Below are 15,081 nucleotides of genomic sequence, written 5' to 3' on the forward strand. Positions count from 1 at the left end.
TCGCCCGCCGGGGCTGCTCCCTCTCCGCGCTATCGACCGCCCCCGTCGCCGAGAGTCGCGAAAGCGCGGTCCGCGAGCGCATCCCGGGGCAGGAGGGATGCCGCGGCTCGCGCCCCCGCGACGGCCTCCGCGCCGACGATCCGCTCCGCCTCGATCCAATGGGTGTCCAGATGCAGGCTCAGCAGGTCCTGCCTCGCTCCCAGGCGATCGGCGAGGGCGAGCGCGGCGATCCCGCGCTCGCGCGCCGCCGAGTCGGTCAGAGCCCAGGCCGACCATCCCGCGAGCACCGTGCCCAGCACGGGCTTGTCGATGAAGTCGGAGCGGATGCGGTGGGCCGCCAGCGCGCGCGCACGCAGGCGACGCGCCCACCACGCGATGCGGTGCGGCGGCAGGGATCGATCGAAGGACGTTGCCGAGACAAGGCCGGCCATCGCCATCAGGAACCAGGGGGAATTGCGCTGGTCGATCGAGGCGAAGGTGTCCACGGCGTGCTCGTAGCGCCCCGCAGCCGTGTGGATGTCGCCTTCCGCCCTGTCGATCTCCGCCAGGCCGATCCACCCGATCGAGGCCAGCTCGAGGCCGTCATTGGTCAGCTCGCGGGTCGTCGTGAGCTGTGTGAACAGCACCCGGGCCTCCTCGAACCTGCCGAGGCTGACGAGGCTGCCGCCGATGTACCACCGCTGCTGCTGCAGCTCCTCCTCGGCGCCGAATTCGGACAGCCCCCGCGCGGCACGGCCCAGCCAGTCCAGCGCCCCCGCCGGATGCGCCGACTGGCTGGCCACCTGGCCGGCGGCATTGGCGGCCGTCGAGGCGAGCCAGAGCCGGCCGGTGCGGTCGGCGAGCGCCCACGCGCGTTCGGCGGCCGCCATCGCCACCGCGGGCTCACCGTCGTTCTCGCTGATCTGAGCCATCACCAGCTCGCCGACCAGAGCCTCTTCCGGATCGCCCGACGCTCGCAGCCGATCGACCTGCGCGAGCCCGGCACGCAACGACCCGGCGGTTGCGACGTCCACGAGGGCGGCGATCATCGTGGCGATCTCGGGATGAGCCCGACGCAGGATGCGCAGCCTCGCCACCACGCGCGGCCGCGCTGATCCGTCGCCGATCTGCATCACGATCACGGCCATGAGCAGGACGAGGGCGAGCACGTCGACCGAGACGTCTGCGGCCGTGACCCGATCCACCAGACCCAGCACGACGGGCCCGAAGGCCTGGAACTCCGAGAAGGCACCCCTCATGAACCAGGTCTGGCTGAGGATCGAGAACAGCGAGACGGCGGCCGCAGGATCGTCCACGTCGATCGCGCGACGCAGGAGGGCGATGAGGTTGTCGTGCTCCGCGCGGATCTCCCGGAAGACCGTGACGTCGAACACGTTCGTGACGCGTTCGGCCGCGAACACCTGTGCCCACCGGAACGCACCTTCCCACGCGCCCTCCACTGCACCCGCCTCCGCGAGTCGGGCGAGGCCGAACTCGCGCACCGTCTCGAGCATGCGGAAGCGCACGCGGCCGGTGTGCGGCTCGTCGACGACGGTGAGCAGCGACTGCGAGGCCAGCCGGTCGAGCACATCGTCGACCGTGTCCTCGCCCAGGACGGCAGCGGCCGTGGACGCCGAGAAACCGGCCGGCAGCACAGCGAGTCGAGCCATGGCGGTGCGCGCCTCGGCGTCGAGGAGATCCCAGCTCCACGCGATCACCGCCTCGAGCGTGCGATGCCGCTCCGGTGCCGAGCGATCCCCCGCCGTGAGCAGCGCGAACCTGTCGCGCAGGCGGGTTTCGATCTGGTCGGGCGTCATCGTGCGAACCCGTGCCGCCGCCAGCTCGATCGCGAGCGGCAGCCCGTCCAGGTGGGCGCACACGCGCGCGACGACCTGAAGCGGCAGCACGGCGTCCGGCCGCGCCGCGCGGGCGCGTTCGATGAACAGCCGCACCGCAGCGCCGGCGTGGCCCGGCTCGCCCGCCGCGGTCTCGAGAGGCTGAAGCGGGTAGACCGCCTCCGACGCGATGGCGAGCGGCGTGCGACTGGTGGCCAGCACCCGAAGGGTCGGCACCGATCCGAGGGTGTCCGCCGCCCACGCGGCGACACCGTCGATGATCTGCTCGCAGTTGTCCAGTACCAGCAGCGTCGGCCTTTCGCCGAGCAGTGCACTCACGCGTGCGCGCAGATCGGGGCGCGACCGGGCATCGGCGAATCGACCGCCCGGAGTCGCCTCGCTGATGCCCAGTTCGGACGCGATCGCAAGCGGGACGTCGCCGTCGGCTCGCACGCCGGCCAGTTCGACGACGATCACCGCCGGCGCGTCCGAGGCCGCCGCCGCCGCCTGAGCCAGGCGGGTCTTGCCCAACCCCCCGGCGCCCAGGATGGTGACCAGGCGCGAACGGGCGAGCAGCGCCGTGACCTCCTCGAGGTCGGCATCCCGACCGATCAGCTCGTTGGGAGCGGAGCGGAGTCCGATGCGCACCGGAGCGACGCCAGGCGCCCCCTGCTCCCGCAGCAACTGCGCATGAAGTGCCGTGAGCTCGGCTCCGGGCGAGGTCCCCAGCTCGTCGCGCAGGCGGGCATGCAGCTGTGCGAAAGCCGCCACCGCCTCCTGGGTTCGGCCGGCTGCGGCCAAGGCGCGCAGGAGGTCGGCTTGGATCGTCTCGTCGATCGGGTGGGCGGTGGCCAGCCACCGCAGCTCCTCGGCCGCCCGGTTGGGGTCGCCGAGAGCGACGAGACTCGCTGCGCGAGCGCGCCGGAGAGCCTCCCCCAGACGCTCGGAACTCTGCCGGACTGATTCCGCGATCGGCGCATCGCCGAGATCGGCTCCCGGCTCACCGTGCCAGCGAGCGAGTGCCTCCTCGATCATGTCGAGTCGCCGCGCGTCGGCCGGATCCATCGCCTCGATCGTCCGTGTCATGCGTGCGACGCGAACGAGATCGATGTCCTCGGTGCCCAGCGCGTAGCCCGCGGGCGTACTGCGGATGAGGTCGGCACCGGCCGCGCCGCGCAGCCTCGACACGAGCGACTGCAGTGCCGCCCGAGGGTTCTGCGGCGGGGAATCTCCCCACACGTCATCGGCGAGCGCTCCAACGGAACGCGCTTCGCCCCGACGGCCACCCGCTGCCAGCGCGGCGACCAGCGCACGCGACGCCACGCCCGGCGGCTCGTAGACCGCACCGTCCCACGTCTGGATGCGCACAGGACCGAGCAACATGACGCGCGGCTGTTCGGTGGGAGGCACAGGGTGAGCCTAGGCCAGCCCCTGACCTCGCCCCCGCTACGCTCGGAGGATGGTGACGCTGCGCGAAGAACCCGTCGACGCCCCCGACGCGCACGAGCTGCTGTTCGAGTACTTCGCGATGCGGGTTTCGACCTTCCCCGGCCACACGTATACGACGGTCTACCCTGACCCGTCGGTCTTCGAGCCGCCCGCAGGCGTGTTCCTCGTCGTGCGCGACGACGAAGGAACGAGCGTCGGATGCGGCGGCATCCGACGCATCGACGACGGCCCTCACGGTGCGCGCTACGAGGTGAAGCACCTCTATCTGCGCCCGGAGGCACGCGGTCGGGGGTGGGCGCGATTGCTGATGGGGGATCTCGAGCGACGCGCGATCGCGCTGGGCGCGCGTGAGCTGGTGCTCGACACGCACCACACACTCGAGGCGGCCGGGCGGCTGTACGAGGCTGCCGGCTTCGAGGCGATCGACCCGTACAACGACAACCCGAACGCGACACGGTGGTACGCGAAGCCGCTGACGCCCGGGGGTCAGACCGGGTAGACCTCCGGAAGGCCGGTGCGCAGCTCGACCGGCAGATGCGCGAGGTCGTTGTGCGAGAGCAGCGTCCACGGCCGCCCCTGCTTCTGCGCGATCACGGTGAGACCGCAGTGCGCCTGATTCAGCGTCATCCAGCGCCACTCCGGAGCCTGCAGGACTTCGCGCACGAACCAGGCGATCACGAAGTTATGCGTGATCAGCAGCTCGTGCACTTCACCGCTCTTGCGCGCCAGGTGCTCGCTTGTGGCGTCGGCCATCTGTGCGCGGCCGGCTTCGATCTCGGCCTCGGTGACGCCGCCGAAGAACGGCTCGAAGACGGAGGGCGTCTCCGGCGTCATGCCGGTCGGAACGCAGTCGAACAGCAGCGCGGACGGCTCGGGAGACACCGACGGCATCCGCTCGCCGACCGCACGCGCCGTCTGGCTCGCGCGTTCCAGAGGCGAGTGCCATACGGCGTCGAAGGGCACGCCCGACAGACGATCGGCCAGGAGCGCCGCCTGGCGGCGTCCTCGCGGTGAGAGCGGTCCGTCGATCATTCCGTGCTCGGCGTCCTGATGTTCGCCGTGCCGCACGAGATAGATGTAGTGCGTCACGCCAGCTCGCTTCGTCGGGGAAGAGCGTGCCTTCCGGGCACGGTTCCAGCCTATGTCACGACGGCCGGGCGAGCCGGGATCGAGCCCGTCGGGCCCTACTCCGAGGCGCGGGCGATGTCGGCGAGCTGACTGCGGCTCAGGCGGACGCCGATGCCCTGCACGAGTTCCTCGACGTGCTGCGGCGCGTACGCGTTCACGATCGGAGCGGTGACGAGCTTCTGGGCCAGCAGCCATGCGACGGCGACGGCCGCATCCGGCACGCCGAGCTCGGTGCCGACAGCGTCGAGCGCGCGGAGCGTGCGGCTGCCACGCCGATTGATGTTCGCGGCGATCTGCGCCCCGCGCACGGAGAGCCCCCCGCGCAGCCGGGTGCGGTGACGCCCGGCCAGGAAGCCGTGTTCGAGCGCGTGCGACGGGGTGACCGCCATCCCCTGTGCACCGGCGACGAGGCGCAGATCGGCGTCGAACTCGTGACGGCGCAGGACGTTGAAGGGGACGTCCAGGACGCTGATGCGGGGGTAGCCCGCCGAGACGTAGATGCGGGCTTCCACCAGCTGTGCCGCGGTGAACCCGGCAGCTCCCAGCGCTCGCGCTTTGCCCGATTCCACCAGCCACTCCGCCGTGGCGAGCGTCTCTTCGAGCTCGGTGGGACCGGTCGCGGCGTCGAGGTACAGCACGTCGATGCGATCGGTGCGCAGCCGGGTGAGCGATGCCTCCACGGCACGCACGAGATTGACCGGTCCGAGCCCCGGGTTGTCGGGGTGTCCGCCGATGCGGACCGCGAGGGTGATGTCGTCCCGGAGTCCCCGGGAGTGCAGCCATTGCCCGATGATGTGCTCGCTGCGACCGCCCGAGAAGCTGTCGGCGGTGTGCAGCGCATTTCCGCCGCGCTCGACGTACGCGTCCATGATGTCGTGACTGGATTCGAGGTCGACGTTCCAGCCGAACTCCGCCCCGCCGAGAATGAGCGGGAAGATCTCGGCACCGCTCTCGCCGAGGGCGACCCGAACTGCCTGGCCCAGCGGCGGTCCCTGCACCGGGATCGGCGACGAAGGGTGCACGTCGGCGGCGGCGACCGTCGGCAGGCTCTCCGAGGAGACGGCTGAGCCAACGCCGGATGTAGCCATGTCCCACCCCCTCACGTCGACTCCCGAGGAGTTGCCGTGACTGCGAAGTTCCTTCACGCCCCCCGGCGCGTACTTCGAGGGTAAGCCGTCACTTCGCCGAAGCCGGTCTTTCCGGCATCCGGTCGGTAAATATTGGGTAACGCTTAGGTCACGAGGCGCTATGATGCCCGCCGCGTGTCCACCGTTCGGGGGACACCGCCCCGAACGGCGGATGCCCGCTCCCCTCGAAGAGGGAGCGGGCATCCGTGCAGTGCGGCCGGCGGAACCGGGATCAGCCCTCGGCGGGACCCTCGGGCCCGGGGCTGGCAGCGCCGCGACCCTCCTGGTCGGCGGCCTCTTCGAGGACCGGCTCGAGCGACAGCTTGCCGCGGTCGTCGATCTTCGTGATCTTCACGAGGATCTTCTGACCGACGCTCAGCACGTCTTCGACGTTCTCGACCCGCTTGCCGCCCGCGAGCTTGCGGACCTCGCTGACGTGCAGCAGTCCGTCCTTGCCCGGGAGCAGCGAGACGAACGCGCCGAAGGTCGCCAGCTTGACCACGGTGCCGAGGAACTGCTCGCCGACCTCCGGGTTGGTGGGGTTGGCGATCGCGTTCACCTGCGCACGCGCGGCCTCGGCCGCAGGACCGTCGGTGGCGCCGATGTAGACGGTGCCGTCCTCCTCGATGGAGATCTGGGCTCCGGTCTCGTCCTGGATCGCGTTGATCGTCTTGCCCTTGGGCCCGATGAGCTCGCCGATCTTGTCGACCGGGATCTGCACGCTGATGACGCGCGGCGCCGTGGGCGCCATCTCGTCGGGTCCGTCGATCGCGGCGTTGAGCACGCCGAGGATCGTCAGACGCGCCTCGTGAGCCTGCTGCAGAGCGGCGGTCAGCACGGACGACGGGATGCCGTCGAGCTTCGTGTCCAGCTGGATCGCCGTGACGAATTCGCTCGTGCCGGCCACCTTGAAGTCCATGTCGCCGAGGGCGTCTTCGGCGCCGAGGATGTCGGTCAGCGCGGCGTAGCGCGTCTGTCCGTCGACCTCGTCGGAGACCAGGCCCATCGCGATGCCCGCGACGGCGGCGCGCAGGGGCACACCGGCGTTCAGGAGCGAGAGGGTCGAGGCGCACACCGAGCCCATCGACGTCGAGCCGTTCGAGCCGAGAGCCTCGGACACCTGGCGGATCGCGTACGGGAACTCCTCGCGGCTCGGCAGCACCGGCACAAGGGCGCGCTCGGCCAGGAAGCCGTGCCCGATCTCGCGACGCTTCGGGCTGCCGACGCGACCGGTCTCACCGGTCGAGTACGGCGGGAAGTTGTAGTGGTGCATGTAGCGCTTGTGCGTGATCGGCGACAGCGAGTCGATCTGCTGTTCCATCTTCAGCATGTTCAGCGTGGTGACACCCAGGATCTGGGTCTCTCCGCGCTGGAAGATCGCCGAACCGTGAACGCGCGGGATGACCTGGACCTCGGCATCCAGCGGGCGGATGTCGGCCAGACCGCGACCGTCCATGCGCACGCCCTCGGAGAGGATGCGACCGCGGACGATGACCTTGGTGACCGACTTGTACGCCGCGGAGAATTCCAGCGTGGCGACGGCCGGCAGCTCGCCGGCTTCGACGGCGGCCAGCAGCTCCGCCTTGACGGAGTCCTTCAGCGCGTCGTCGGCGTTCTGGCGTTCGACCTTCTCGGCGATCTGGTAGATCGGGACGAGCTTGTCGTAGGCACGGCCGGCGACGAAGTCGTAGGTCTCCTGGCTGTAGGGCAGGAAGACCGGGAACTCCTTGATCGGCTTGGCGGCCGTGTTGGCGACCACGTTCTGCGCGGCCACGAGCTCCTTGAGGAAGGGCTTCGAGGCCTCGAGGCCCTCGGCCACGACCTGCTCGTTCGGCTTGACCGCGCCGCCCTTGATGAGGTTCCAGGAGCCTTCGGTGGCTTCGGCCTCGACCATCATGATCGCGACGTCCTCGTTGCCCTCGGCATCGGTGACCACGCGACCCGCGACGATGAGGTCGAACACGGCCTCCTCGAGCTGGGTGACGGTCGGGAACGCGATCCACTGGTCGGCGTGGTCGCCGTGTCCGGGGATCAGCGCGAGACGCACGCCCGCGATCGGACCCGAGAACGGCAGACCCGAGATCTGGGTGGACAGCGATGCGGCGTTGATCGCGAGGGCGTCGTAGAACTCGCCCGGAGCGATCGAGAGGACGGTGACGACGATCTGGACCTCGTTGCGCAGGCCGTCGACGAACGACGGGCGCAGGGGCCGGTCGATCAGGCGGCAGACGAGGATCGCCTCGGTGGAGGGGCGTCCCTCACGACGGAAGAACGAGCCGGGGATCTTGCCCGCGGCGTACGCGCGCTCTTCGACGTCGACCGTCAGGGGGAAGAAGTCGAAGCCTTCGCGAGGGTGCTTGCCGGCGCTGGTGGCCGACAGGAGCATCGTCTCCTCGTCGAGGTAGGCGGCGACGGCGCCCTGCGCCTGCTGCGCGAGGCGTCCGGTTTCGAAGCGGACGGTGCGGGTGCCGAAGCGGCCGTTGTCGAGAACGGCTTCTGCGGCGGTGATTTCAGGACCTTCCAAGAGGTCTCTCACTTTCTGTTCTGGCGAGCGCTGCGCAAGCGATGCGGCGGCGCCGTGCCCTTCTTTGACGCGCACGCCCGTGTGGCGCGCGCGTTCACTCGAAGGAGCAGGAACAGGCAGATTATCGGCGCGCGACTCTCCGTCGCGCTGTACCTGCGCTGGTCACCAGTAGAAGAGCACCCGGCGCGCACGCGACGGGGAGTCCACCACAGGGGACCAGCTTGCTGCCGGCCTGCTCCAGTGCCCATGACAGGCGTAGTGCTCATGTTCAATTTGAGCGGCTGCCCGAAGGCAACCCGCACAAGCCTATCAGGGCGGCATGCGGCCGATCGCTGGCCTGCACGAATGGCTCCCGCTTAGGCTGAGGACATGAGTACCGAAGACAAGCCTGCCGGCGCGGCATCCGACGACATGAAGCGCAAGTTCAAAGAAGCGCTGGACAAGAAGAACGCCCAGCAGCGGTCCGGCGAGGCGCACCTGGACGGCGAATCGGTCGTCCACGACGCCCACGGGCCGGCGTCCCAGAAGCGCGAGTTCCGCCGCAAGAGCGGCTGAGAGGAGCAGAGATGGTTTTCGATCCCACATTCCACGAGATCTCCGAGGAGGCCGACGAGCTTCCCGATCTGGACGGCTCGGATGACGATGCGCCACCCCTGGGCACCGATGTCGAGGCGGACGACCTCCCCCCGACCGGCGACCGGTAGCCGATGACAGGACGGCCCGCCTGCGGTATGCAGGCGGGCCGTTCGCTGTCCGGGGACGCGCGGCGGATCAGGAGCGCAGTGCGACCTCGCGCTCCCCAGCGCCCTCCCCCTTCGCCTCGGCTTCTGCCACGGCGGCCTCTTCAAGGTCCTGGGTGCCGACCGCATCCTTCGCATCCGACATTCCGTCATGGTCATCACCGGAGAGGGTCGTCTCGTCGAACGGGATCTCCCCCCGCAGCACCCGACGGGCCCGAGTCGCGTCGAACTCCTTCACCCACGTGCCGATCAGCACGGTCGCCACGGCATTGCCGGTGAAGTTCGTGAGCGCACGGCCCTCGGACATGAACCGGTCGATGCCGACGATGACGCCGACCCCGTCCACCAGGTCGGGGCGGTACGCCTGCAGACCGCCGGCGAGTGTCGCGAGCCCGGCACCGGTGACTCCGGCCGCACCCTTGGAGGCGATGATCATGAACAGCAGAAGGCCGATCTGCTCGGGGATCGCCATCGGCATCCCCATGCCCGACGCGATGAACAGCGATGCCATCGTCAGGTAGATCGCGGTGCCGTCGAGGTTGAACGAGTAGCCGGTCGGAACCGTGATGCCCACGACGGGCTTGGCGACGCCGAGGTGCTCCATCTTCGCGATGAGCCGGGGCAGCGCGGATTCCGAGGAGGACGTGCCGACGATCAGCAGGTACTCACGGGCCAGGTACTTGATCAGGCTGAAGATGTTCACGCGCGTCACGGCGTAGAGCAGTGTGCCCAGGATGCCGAAGACGAAGACCAGGCAGGTGATGTAGAACGCGACCATGAGCACACCGAGGCTGATGATCGCCGCGAATCCGGTCTTGCCGACGACGGCGGCGATCGCACCGAACGCGCCGAGCGGGGCGAGCCACAGGATCATGCCGAGGATGCGGAACACCAGCGCCTGGAGGTTCTTGACCGCGAACATGATCGGCTCGCCCTTGGCGCCCATCTTCTGCAGCGCGAAGCCGACCAGCAGCGCGATGAACAGCACCTGCAGCACGCTCTCGCCGGTGAATGCGGAGAAGAAGGTCGTGGGGATGATCCCCAGGAGGAACTCCTGCGTCGTCTTCGCCTCGGTCGTCGTGGCGTCGTACGTGGAGTTCGTCATGTTCAGGCCCTCACCCGGGTGGATGAGGTTGCCGACGACGAGGCCGATCGCCAGAGCGAAGGTCGTCATGATCATGAAGTACAGCAGCGCGAGTCCGCCGATCTTGCCGACGGTCGCCGCCTTGGCGATCGAGCCGACGCCCACGACGATCGTGCAGAAGATGATCGGCGCGATCATCATCTTGATCAGTGCGACGAATCCCTTGCCGATCGGTTCCAGCGCGATGCCGACCTCCGGCCAGATCAGGCCGATCGTCGCGCCCAGCACGACGGCGATGATCACGGCGATGTAGAGCCAGGTGTGCTTGTCCCAGGCCGTCTTGCCGCGCCGCCAGTTGTAGCCGGGCAGTGTGAAGGACTGCGTCTTGGGAATCTGAAGAGCCATCTTCGCCTCCGATAGGGATTGAAACCTCGTTGTCCACGGAGCACCTGTCCGGCATCCGTCCTGTCGGTACTCTGGGCGACGGATGCCGGCCGGCCCTGGTTGTGGTCGTATTGGTCTCGACGGATCGAACGCGAGGAGGCGTATGGCGGCCGGCAGCGCAGCGAGCGCGGCATCGCGGGTGTTCCTGGCGTTCCTCGGAGCGGTGGCGGTCATCACGGTGCTGCTGGCGGTGCTGCTGTCCATCCAGGCTCAGAACACCCAGCGCGCCGAAGCCGAAGCCGTGACGCTCGCCGTCGCCCGGACCATCGCCGAGATGCCCGAGGTCGCCGCGGCGGTCCAGAGCGGCTCCGCGGCGTCCGCCACCGCACGCCTGCAGCCGATCGCCGTGCGGATCATGGACGACACCCCCATCGACTTCGTCACGATCATGACCACGGAGGGGATCCGCCTCACGCACCGTGATCCGGCGGAGATCGGCCGACCTTACCTCGGCACCATCGGTCCCGCCCTGGAAGGCAGGACGTTGACGGAGGAGGCGGTCGGCACGCTGGGGCCGTCGCTGCGCTCGGTGGTGCCGGTGGTGTCGGACGGCGAGGTGGTGGCCATGGTCTCGGCGGGAATCACCCTCGGCAGCGTCGGCAGCGGTGTCGTGCGCCAGCTTCCGTTCGTCGTCGCGATCGCGGTGGCCCTGGCTGCCGTCGGGCTCGCGGCGGCGTGGCTCGCCGGGCGCTTCACGCGGCGGATCGCCGGAGACCTGCCGGCGAGCGCGGTGCGCGACGCGGTGTCCTCGTACGAATCGGTGCGCACCCTCGGCGAGGCCCTGCGCGCTCAGACCCACGAGCACGGCAATCGCATGCATACGGCCGTGGCGCTGCTCGAGCTCGGACGCACGGACGAGGCGATCGGCATCCTCACCGAGACGTCGCGGCAGAGCCAGGAGCTCGTCGATCAGGTGGCCGCGCGCCGACAGGGAGACCCAACCGTGGGTGCGCTGCTGCTCGGGAAGGCGGCTCAGGCGCGAGAGCGCGGCGTGGAGTGGACGGCCGAGATCGACCCGGCGGCCCCGCGCAGCGCGCTCACTCCCGTCGACGCGGTGTCCGTGGTCGGCAACCTCATCGACAACGCGCTGGATGCCGCCGCGGCCGGCCCGGCGCCGCGAGGGGTGCGGGTGGTCTTCGCCCCCGCACCGGGAGGCGCGCTCGAGATCTCGGTGAGCGACTCGGGCACGGGGGTGCCGCCCGAATTGCGCGAGCGCATCTTCGCGCACGGCTTCTCGACCAAGCCCGCGGGGGCCGAGGGCCGCGGCGTGGGCCTCGCCCTCGTGCGCTCGATCGTCGAGGCCTCCGGCGGGGGCGTCGATCTCGCGGAGAACCCGACGACCTTCCAGGTCATCCTTCCCGGAAGGCGGCAATGATCCAGGTCCTGCTGGTCGACGACGACGCCCTGACTCTCGAACTGCATCGCACCTACCTCGAGCGCCTCGGGGGCTTCCGGGTGGTCGCCGAGTGCACGGGGGCCCGCGCGGCGGTGACGGCGATCCTCGAACGGCCGCCGGCGGAAGGGATCGATCTCGTGCTTCTGGATGTCACCATGCCCGACGGCACGGGCCTGGACGTGCTGCGTCATGTGCGTGCACGCGCAGCCGATGTCGACGTGATCGCCGTCAGCGGCGTGCGCGATGCCGAGGTGGTGCGCCAGATGGTGGGGCTGGGAGTCGCACAGTATCTCGTCAAGCCGTTCGCCTTCGCGGTCTTCCGCGAGCGCCTCGAGCAGTACCGGGCGTACCGCGAGCGCGCGCGCGACACCTCCGGCCCCGCGACCCAATCCGAGATCGATGCGATGCTGAGCGCTCTGCGGCCCTCCTCCCCCCTCGCGCTGCCCAAGGGGCTCGCAGCCGAGACCCTCGAGCGCGTCACCGCCGCCGTGCGCACGGACGGTCCGCTCTCCGCCGCCGAGACGGCATCACGACTGGGGATGTCCCGCGTCGCGGCTCGTCGCTACCTCGAGCACCTGGCCGATTCGGGCCGGGTCGATCGCTCGCCGCGCTACGGCACCCCGGGACGCCCCGAGACCGAGTACCGCTGGCGCGGGTGAGGGAGCACATGTCGGGCTACGATCCGGATTTCCTCGGCACCCCGCTCGGTATGCCGCGGCCGACCAGCACCGCGGGGCTCATCGAGCTCGCCTACCTGCGCTTCTCGCTCATCCTCGACACGCGCAGGCGCCTGGCCGCGGTCACCGCGGTCAACATCGACGGGCGGACGCTGCAGGACCTGCCCCGCACGGGCGACTGGGACCTGGACCCGCGGGTGCCGGCGGCCGTGCAGGCGGGCCCGGAGGTCTACGCCGACAACGACTTCGACCGCGGGCATCTTGTGCGTCGGCGGGATCCGGGGTGGGGAACCGCCGCCGAGGCACGCGCGGCAACCGAGGCGACCTTCGTCTACACGAACGCGGCGCCGCAGGCCTCGGTGTTCAATCAGTCGAAGGAGCTGTGGGTCGGACTCGAGGACCACGTGCTGCGGTACGCGGACACCACGGACCAGCGCGTCTCGGTCTTCACGGGGCCGATGCTCGCCGATGCCGATCCGCCGTATCGCGGCATCCGGATTCCGCTGCGGTTCTGGAAGGTCGCCGCATGGGTGGAGCCGGATGCGGAGGGCGCCGGAACCCTCGCCGCGACGGGATTCGTGCTCGATCAGACCGAGCTCGTCGAACTCGGAGCGCTCACCGCGGTCGCCCGGCTGGGGTCGTTCCGGACGTTCCAGGTGCCCGTGTCCGACATCGCCGCGCTCAGCGGCATCGACTTCGGCGTGCTGGTCGCCGCGGACATCATGCCGGCCGGCACCGCGCGGCCGGCACAGTGGACCCCGCTGACGGTGCCCGCCGACATCCGCCTCTAGGAGGCGAGGATCGGATAGGGCTTCTCAGCGGAGCGATTCTGGAACTCGAGGATCGCAGGGTTTCGGACCTCGCCGTCGCTGACCTCGATCGCACGCCAGATGGTCTCGCTGCCTCTCCAGGCGTCAGGGCCGCCCATGACGGTCGGAAGGAAGCTCAGCAGGGCCTCGCTGATCTCCCAGCTCGCCGAGTTCCAGAGGTACGACGGACTGTGGTCGACCGCGTAGTAGTTGATGTTGCCGCCGACGGTCGACATCGGATCGACGAATGTGGTCGGTCGCGCCCACTCGAAGCCCATGCCCTCGTCGCACGAGACGTCCACGATGAGGCTGCCCGGGCGGAAAGCCTCGAGGTCGTCGGTCTTCAGGTACAGGAGCGGTCGGTTCGGGTCCTGCAGGGTGCAGTTCACGACGATGTCGCTCTCCGCCAGGAAGGGGGCGAGAGGCACGCGCCCGTCGTCGGTGATGACCTCGCTCAGGTAGGGGCCGTCGTCATGGTCGAACTGGATCATCTGCGCCGCGTGGATCGGAGCCGCGACGGATGCCGTGCGGCGGTTGGTGAGAACGCGCACGTCGTGCACCCCGTGCGCGCGCAGGGCCGTCACGGCGCCCCGCGCGGTCGCACCGAACCCGATGACCACCGCGGTCAGCCGGCGCCCGTAGTCGCCGGTCGAGCCGCACAGCTGCAGCGCGTGCAGCACCGAGCAGTATCCGGCGATCTCGTTGTTGAGGTGGAAGACGTGGAGCCCGAAGGTTCCATCGCTCCCCCAGTGGTTCATCGCCTCGAACGCGATGGTGGTCAGGCGCTTGTCCAGCGCGAGCTGGGTCATCACCTCGTCCTGGACCAGGTGCGGCCATCCCCACAGCACCTGCTCGTCGCGCATCTCGCGGAGATCCTGGTGCTGCGGCTTGGGCAGCAGCAGCACATCGGATGCTGCGATCAGCGGAGCGCGATCCAGGATGCCGCCCACGAGCGGTCGCAGCTCATCGTCGGCCACCCCGAAGCGCTCCCCGTACCCCGTCTCCAGCAGCACGCTCGCACGCAGCTCCTCGGGGATGCGGTCGAGGTGTCCCGGATGGAGCGGGACCCGCCGTTCGTCCGGCTTGCGCGAGACGCCGACGACGCCCAGGACCAGAGGGTTTCGAGCAGCCATGATGATCGTCTTCTTCCCTCAGCGGGGACGCGCGTCAGCAAGCCGGGCCCCAGGAGGAGCCGAACCGACTCCGTGCTCTCGACGCTACCAGTCGCCGAAAGCGGCCTACTCTCCCGCGAGGCCCCCGAGCAAGTGCCCGAACGAGCGACCTTCGCCGAGGTAGTTCGCCGGATCGAACGGGTCGGACTCGACCTTCGGCGAGCGCCGCGCGATGGCTTCCGCCAGTTCGCGTGCACCCCGCTCGATCCGCTCGCCGAGCGGGGCGACCTGGTCTCCCGAGGCGCCCCAGTCGCTGGAGGCGGCGAAGACGCCGGTGGAGACCGGCTCGGCATGCAGATACGTGAACAGCGGCCGGATGGCGTAGTCGATCGCCAGCGAATGACGAGCGGTGCCCGCGTTCGCGCCGAGCAGCACGGGCTTGCCGGTCAGGGCATCCGGATCGAGGATGTCGATGAACGACTTGAACAGACCCGAATAGCTCGTCGAGAAGATCGGGGTCACCGCGATGACGGCATCCGCCGAGACGACGGTGTTGATCATCGTCTCGAGCGAAGCGGGGGCGAAGCCGGTGAGCAGATTGTTCGTGATGTCGTGCGCGTAGTCGCGCAGTTCGAACACGTCCACCTCGGTCTCGACGCCGTCAGCGGTCTCGCCGAGGGCGCGCACGGTGGCGCTTGCCAGCCTGTCGGCCAGCAGTCGTGTGGACGACGGATTGGACAGTCCCGCCGAGATGACGGCGATGCGACGCGCGGTCAT

General features: G+C 69.6%; 13 protein-coding genes. 6 read left to right on the plus strand and 7 right to left on the minus strand.

Translation table 11 applies throughout. The annotated features are described in order from the left end of the window. Positions 1 to 29: 29 nt before the first annotated feature. The gene (locus RWQ91_RS04120; protein ID WP_314502788.1) at positions 30 to 3,224 is read right to left on the minus strand and encodes a BTAD domain-containing putative transcriptional regulator; all 3,195 of its coding nucleotides are present in this window, start codon (positions 3,222 to 3,224) and stop codon (positions 30 to 32) included. A gap of 49 nt (positions 3,225 to 3,273) precedes the next feature. Here RWQ91_RS04120 and RWQ91_RS04125 point away from each other — a divergent pair, with 49 nt between their 5' ends. Next, complete coding sequence (locus tag RWQ91_RS04125; RefSeq protein ID WP_314502790.1) at positions 3,274 to 3,762, plus strand: GNAT family N-acetyltransferase; 489 nt, start codon at positions 3,274 to 3,276, stop codon at positions 3,760 to 3,762. Here the strand turns inward: RWQ91_RS04125 and RWQ91_RS04130 are convergent. From RWQ91_RS04130 to RWQ91_RS04140, 3 genes are all read right to left on the minus strand, one after another. Next, on the minus strand, positions 3,750 to 4,352 hold the full coding sequence (locus RWQ91_RS04130; protein ID WP_314502792.1) for a histidine phosphatase family protein: 603 nt from the start codon (positions 4,350 to 4,352) through the stop codon (positions 3,750 to 3,752). The genes RWQ91_RS04125 and RWQ91_RS04130 overlap by 13 nt on opposite strands. Positions 4,353 to 4,447: 95 nt before the next feature. Further along, on the minus strand, positions 4,448 to 5,479 hold the full coding sequence (locus RWQ91_RS04135; protein WP_314502793.1) for an aldo/keto reductase: 1,032 nt from the start codon (positions 5,477 to 5,479) through the stop codon (positions 4,448 to 4,450). Positions 5,480 to 5,750: 271 nt separating this feature from the next. Further along, positions 5,751 to 8,042 (minus strand): polyribonucleotide nucleotidyltransferase, encoded by a 2,292-nt coding sequence (locus RWQ91_RS04140; RefSeq protein WP_314502795.1) that lies wholly within the window; start codon positions 8,040 to 8,042, stop codon positions 5,751 to 5,753. Positions 8,043 to 8,411: 369 nt separating this feature from the next. Here RWQ91_RS04140 and RWQ91_RS04145 point away from each other — a divergent pair, with 369 nt between their 5' ends. Then, the gene (locus tag RWQ91_RS04145; protein ID WP_314502796.1) at positions 8,412 to 8,597 is read left to right on the plus strand and encodes a DUF5302 domain-containing protein; all 186 of its coding nucleotides are present in this window, start codon (positions 8,412 to 8,414) and stop codon (positions 8,595 to 8,597) included. 11 nt (positions 8,598 to 8,608) lie between these two features. After that, the gene (locus RWQ91_RS04150; RefSeq protein WP_314502798.1) at positions 8,609 to 8,746 is read left to right on the plus strand and encodes a hypothetical protein; all 138 of its coding nucleotides are present in this window, start codon (positions 8,609 to 8,611) and stop codon (positions 8,744 to 8,746) included. 67 nt (positions 8,747 to 8,813) lie between these two features. On the opposite strand, the gene RWQ91_RS04155 is transcribed toward RWQ91_RS04150, so the two are convergent. Continuing rightward, positions 8,814 to 10,259, minus strand: coding sequence for a cation:dicarboxylate symporter family transporter (locus RWQ91_RS04155; RefSeq protein ID WP_399545858.1), 1,446 nt, complete (start codon positions 10,257 to 10,259; stop codon positions 8,814 to 8,816). A gap of 154 nt (positions 10,260 to 10,413) precedes the next feature. On the opposite strand from RWQ91_RS04155, the gene RWQ91_RS04160 reads away from it, so the two are divergent. Genes RWQ91_RS04160 through RWQ91_RS04170 form a run of 3 tightly spaced genes read left to right on the plus strand, consistent with a single transcriptional unit; the run spans position 10,414 to position 13,174 of the window. Continuing rightward, positions 10,414 to 11,685 (plus strand): ATP-binding protein, encoded by a 1,272-nt coding sequence (locus RWQ91_RS04160; protein WP_314502801.1) that lies wholly within the window; start codon positions 10,414 to 10,416, stop codon positions 11,683 to 11,685. Continuing rightward, positions 11,682 to 12,365: a response regulator gene (locus RWQ91_RS04165; protein ID WP_314502802.1), complete on the plus strand. Its 684-nt coding sequence runs from the start codon at positions 11,682 to 11,684 to the stop codon at positions 12,363 to 12,365. Before RWQ91_RS04160 ends, RWQ91_RS04165 begins: the two co-directional genes overlap by 4 nt. A gap of 8 nt (positions 12,366 to 12,373) precedes the next feature. Next, positions 12,374 to 13,174 carry a DNA/RNA non-specific endonuclease gene (locus RWQ91_RS04170; protein ID WP_314502803.1) on the plus strand — a complete coding sequence of 267 codons (801 nt, stop codon included), beginning with the start codon at positions 12,374 to 12,376 and terminating at the stop codon, positions 13,172 to 13,174. Here RWQ91_RS04170 and RWQ91_RS04175 read toward each other — a convergent pair. Both RWQ91_RS04175 and RWQ91_RS04180 read right to left on the minus strand, forming a co-directional pair. Continuing rightward, the gene (locus RWQ91_RS04175) at positions 13,171 to 14,325 is read right to left on the minus strand and encodes a N(5)-(carboxyethyl)ornithine synthase (RefSeq protein ID WP_314502804.1); all 1,155 of its coding nucleotides are present in this window, start codon (positions 14,323 to 14,325) and stop codon (positions 13,171 to 13,173) included. The two genes, RWQ91_RS04170 and RWQ91_RS04175, sit on opposite strands and share 4 nt — an antisense overlap. Positions 14,326 to 14,430: 105 nt before the next feature. Beyond that, on the minus strand, positions 14,431 to 15,081 hold the full coding sequence (locus tag RWQ91_RS04180; RefSeq protein WP_314502806.1) for an FMN reductase: 651 nt from the start codon (positions 15,079 to 15,081) through the stop codon (positions 14,431 to 14,433).

This window comes from uncultured Microbacterium sp. (assembly GCF_963524805.1).
GTDB lineage: Bacteria > Actinomycetota > Actinomycetes > Actinomycetales > Microbacteriaceae > Microbacterium.

What these genes read in the sequence shown, in the direction of transcription:
- RWQ91_RS04125 (WP_314502790.1), top strand. Translation starts at nt 3,274, where the DNA reads ATGGTGACGCTGCGCGAAGAACCCGTCGACGCCCCCGACGCGCACGAG.
- RWQ91_RS04135 (WP_314502793.1), bottom strand. Translation starts at nt 5,479, where the DNA reads ATGGCTACATCCGGCGTTGGCTCAGCCGTCTCCTCGGAGAGCCTGCCG.
- RWQ91_RS04145 (WP_314502796.1), top strand. Translation starts at nt 8,412, where the DNA reads ATGAGTACCGAAGACAAGCCTGCCGGCGCGGCATCCGACGACATGAAG.
- RWQ91_RS04150 (WP_314502798.1), top strand. Translation starts at nt 8,609, where the DNA reads ATGGTTTTCGATCCCACATTCCACGAGATCTCCGAGGAGGCCGACGAG.
- RWQ91_RS04160 (WP_314502801.1), top strand. Translation starts at nt 10,414, where the DNA reads ATGGCGGCCGGCAGCGCAGCGAGCGCGGCATCGCGGGTGTTCCTGGCG.
- RWQ91_RS04165 (WP_314502802.1), top strand. Translation starts at nt 11,682, where the DNA reads ATGATCCAGGTCCTGCTGGTCGACGACGACGCCCTGACTCTCGAACTG.
- RWQ91_RS04170 (WP_314502803.1), top strand. Translation starts at nt 12,374, where the DNA reads ATGTCGGGCTACGATCCGGATTTCCTCGGCACCCCGCTCGGTATGCCG.
- RWQ91_RS04175 (WP_314502804.1), bottom strand. Translation starts at nt 14,325, where the DNA reads ATGGCTGCTCGAAACCCTCTGGTCCTGGGCGTCGTCGGCGTCTCGCGC.
- RWQ91_RS04180 (WP_314502806.1), bottom strand. Translation starts at nt 15,081, where the DNA reads ATGACCGCGCGTCGCATCGCCGTCATCTCGGCGGGACTGTCCAATCCG.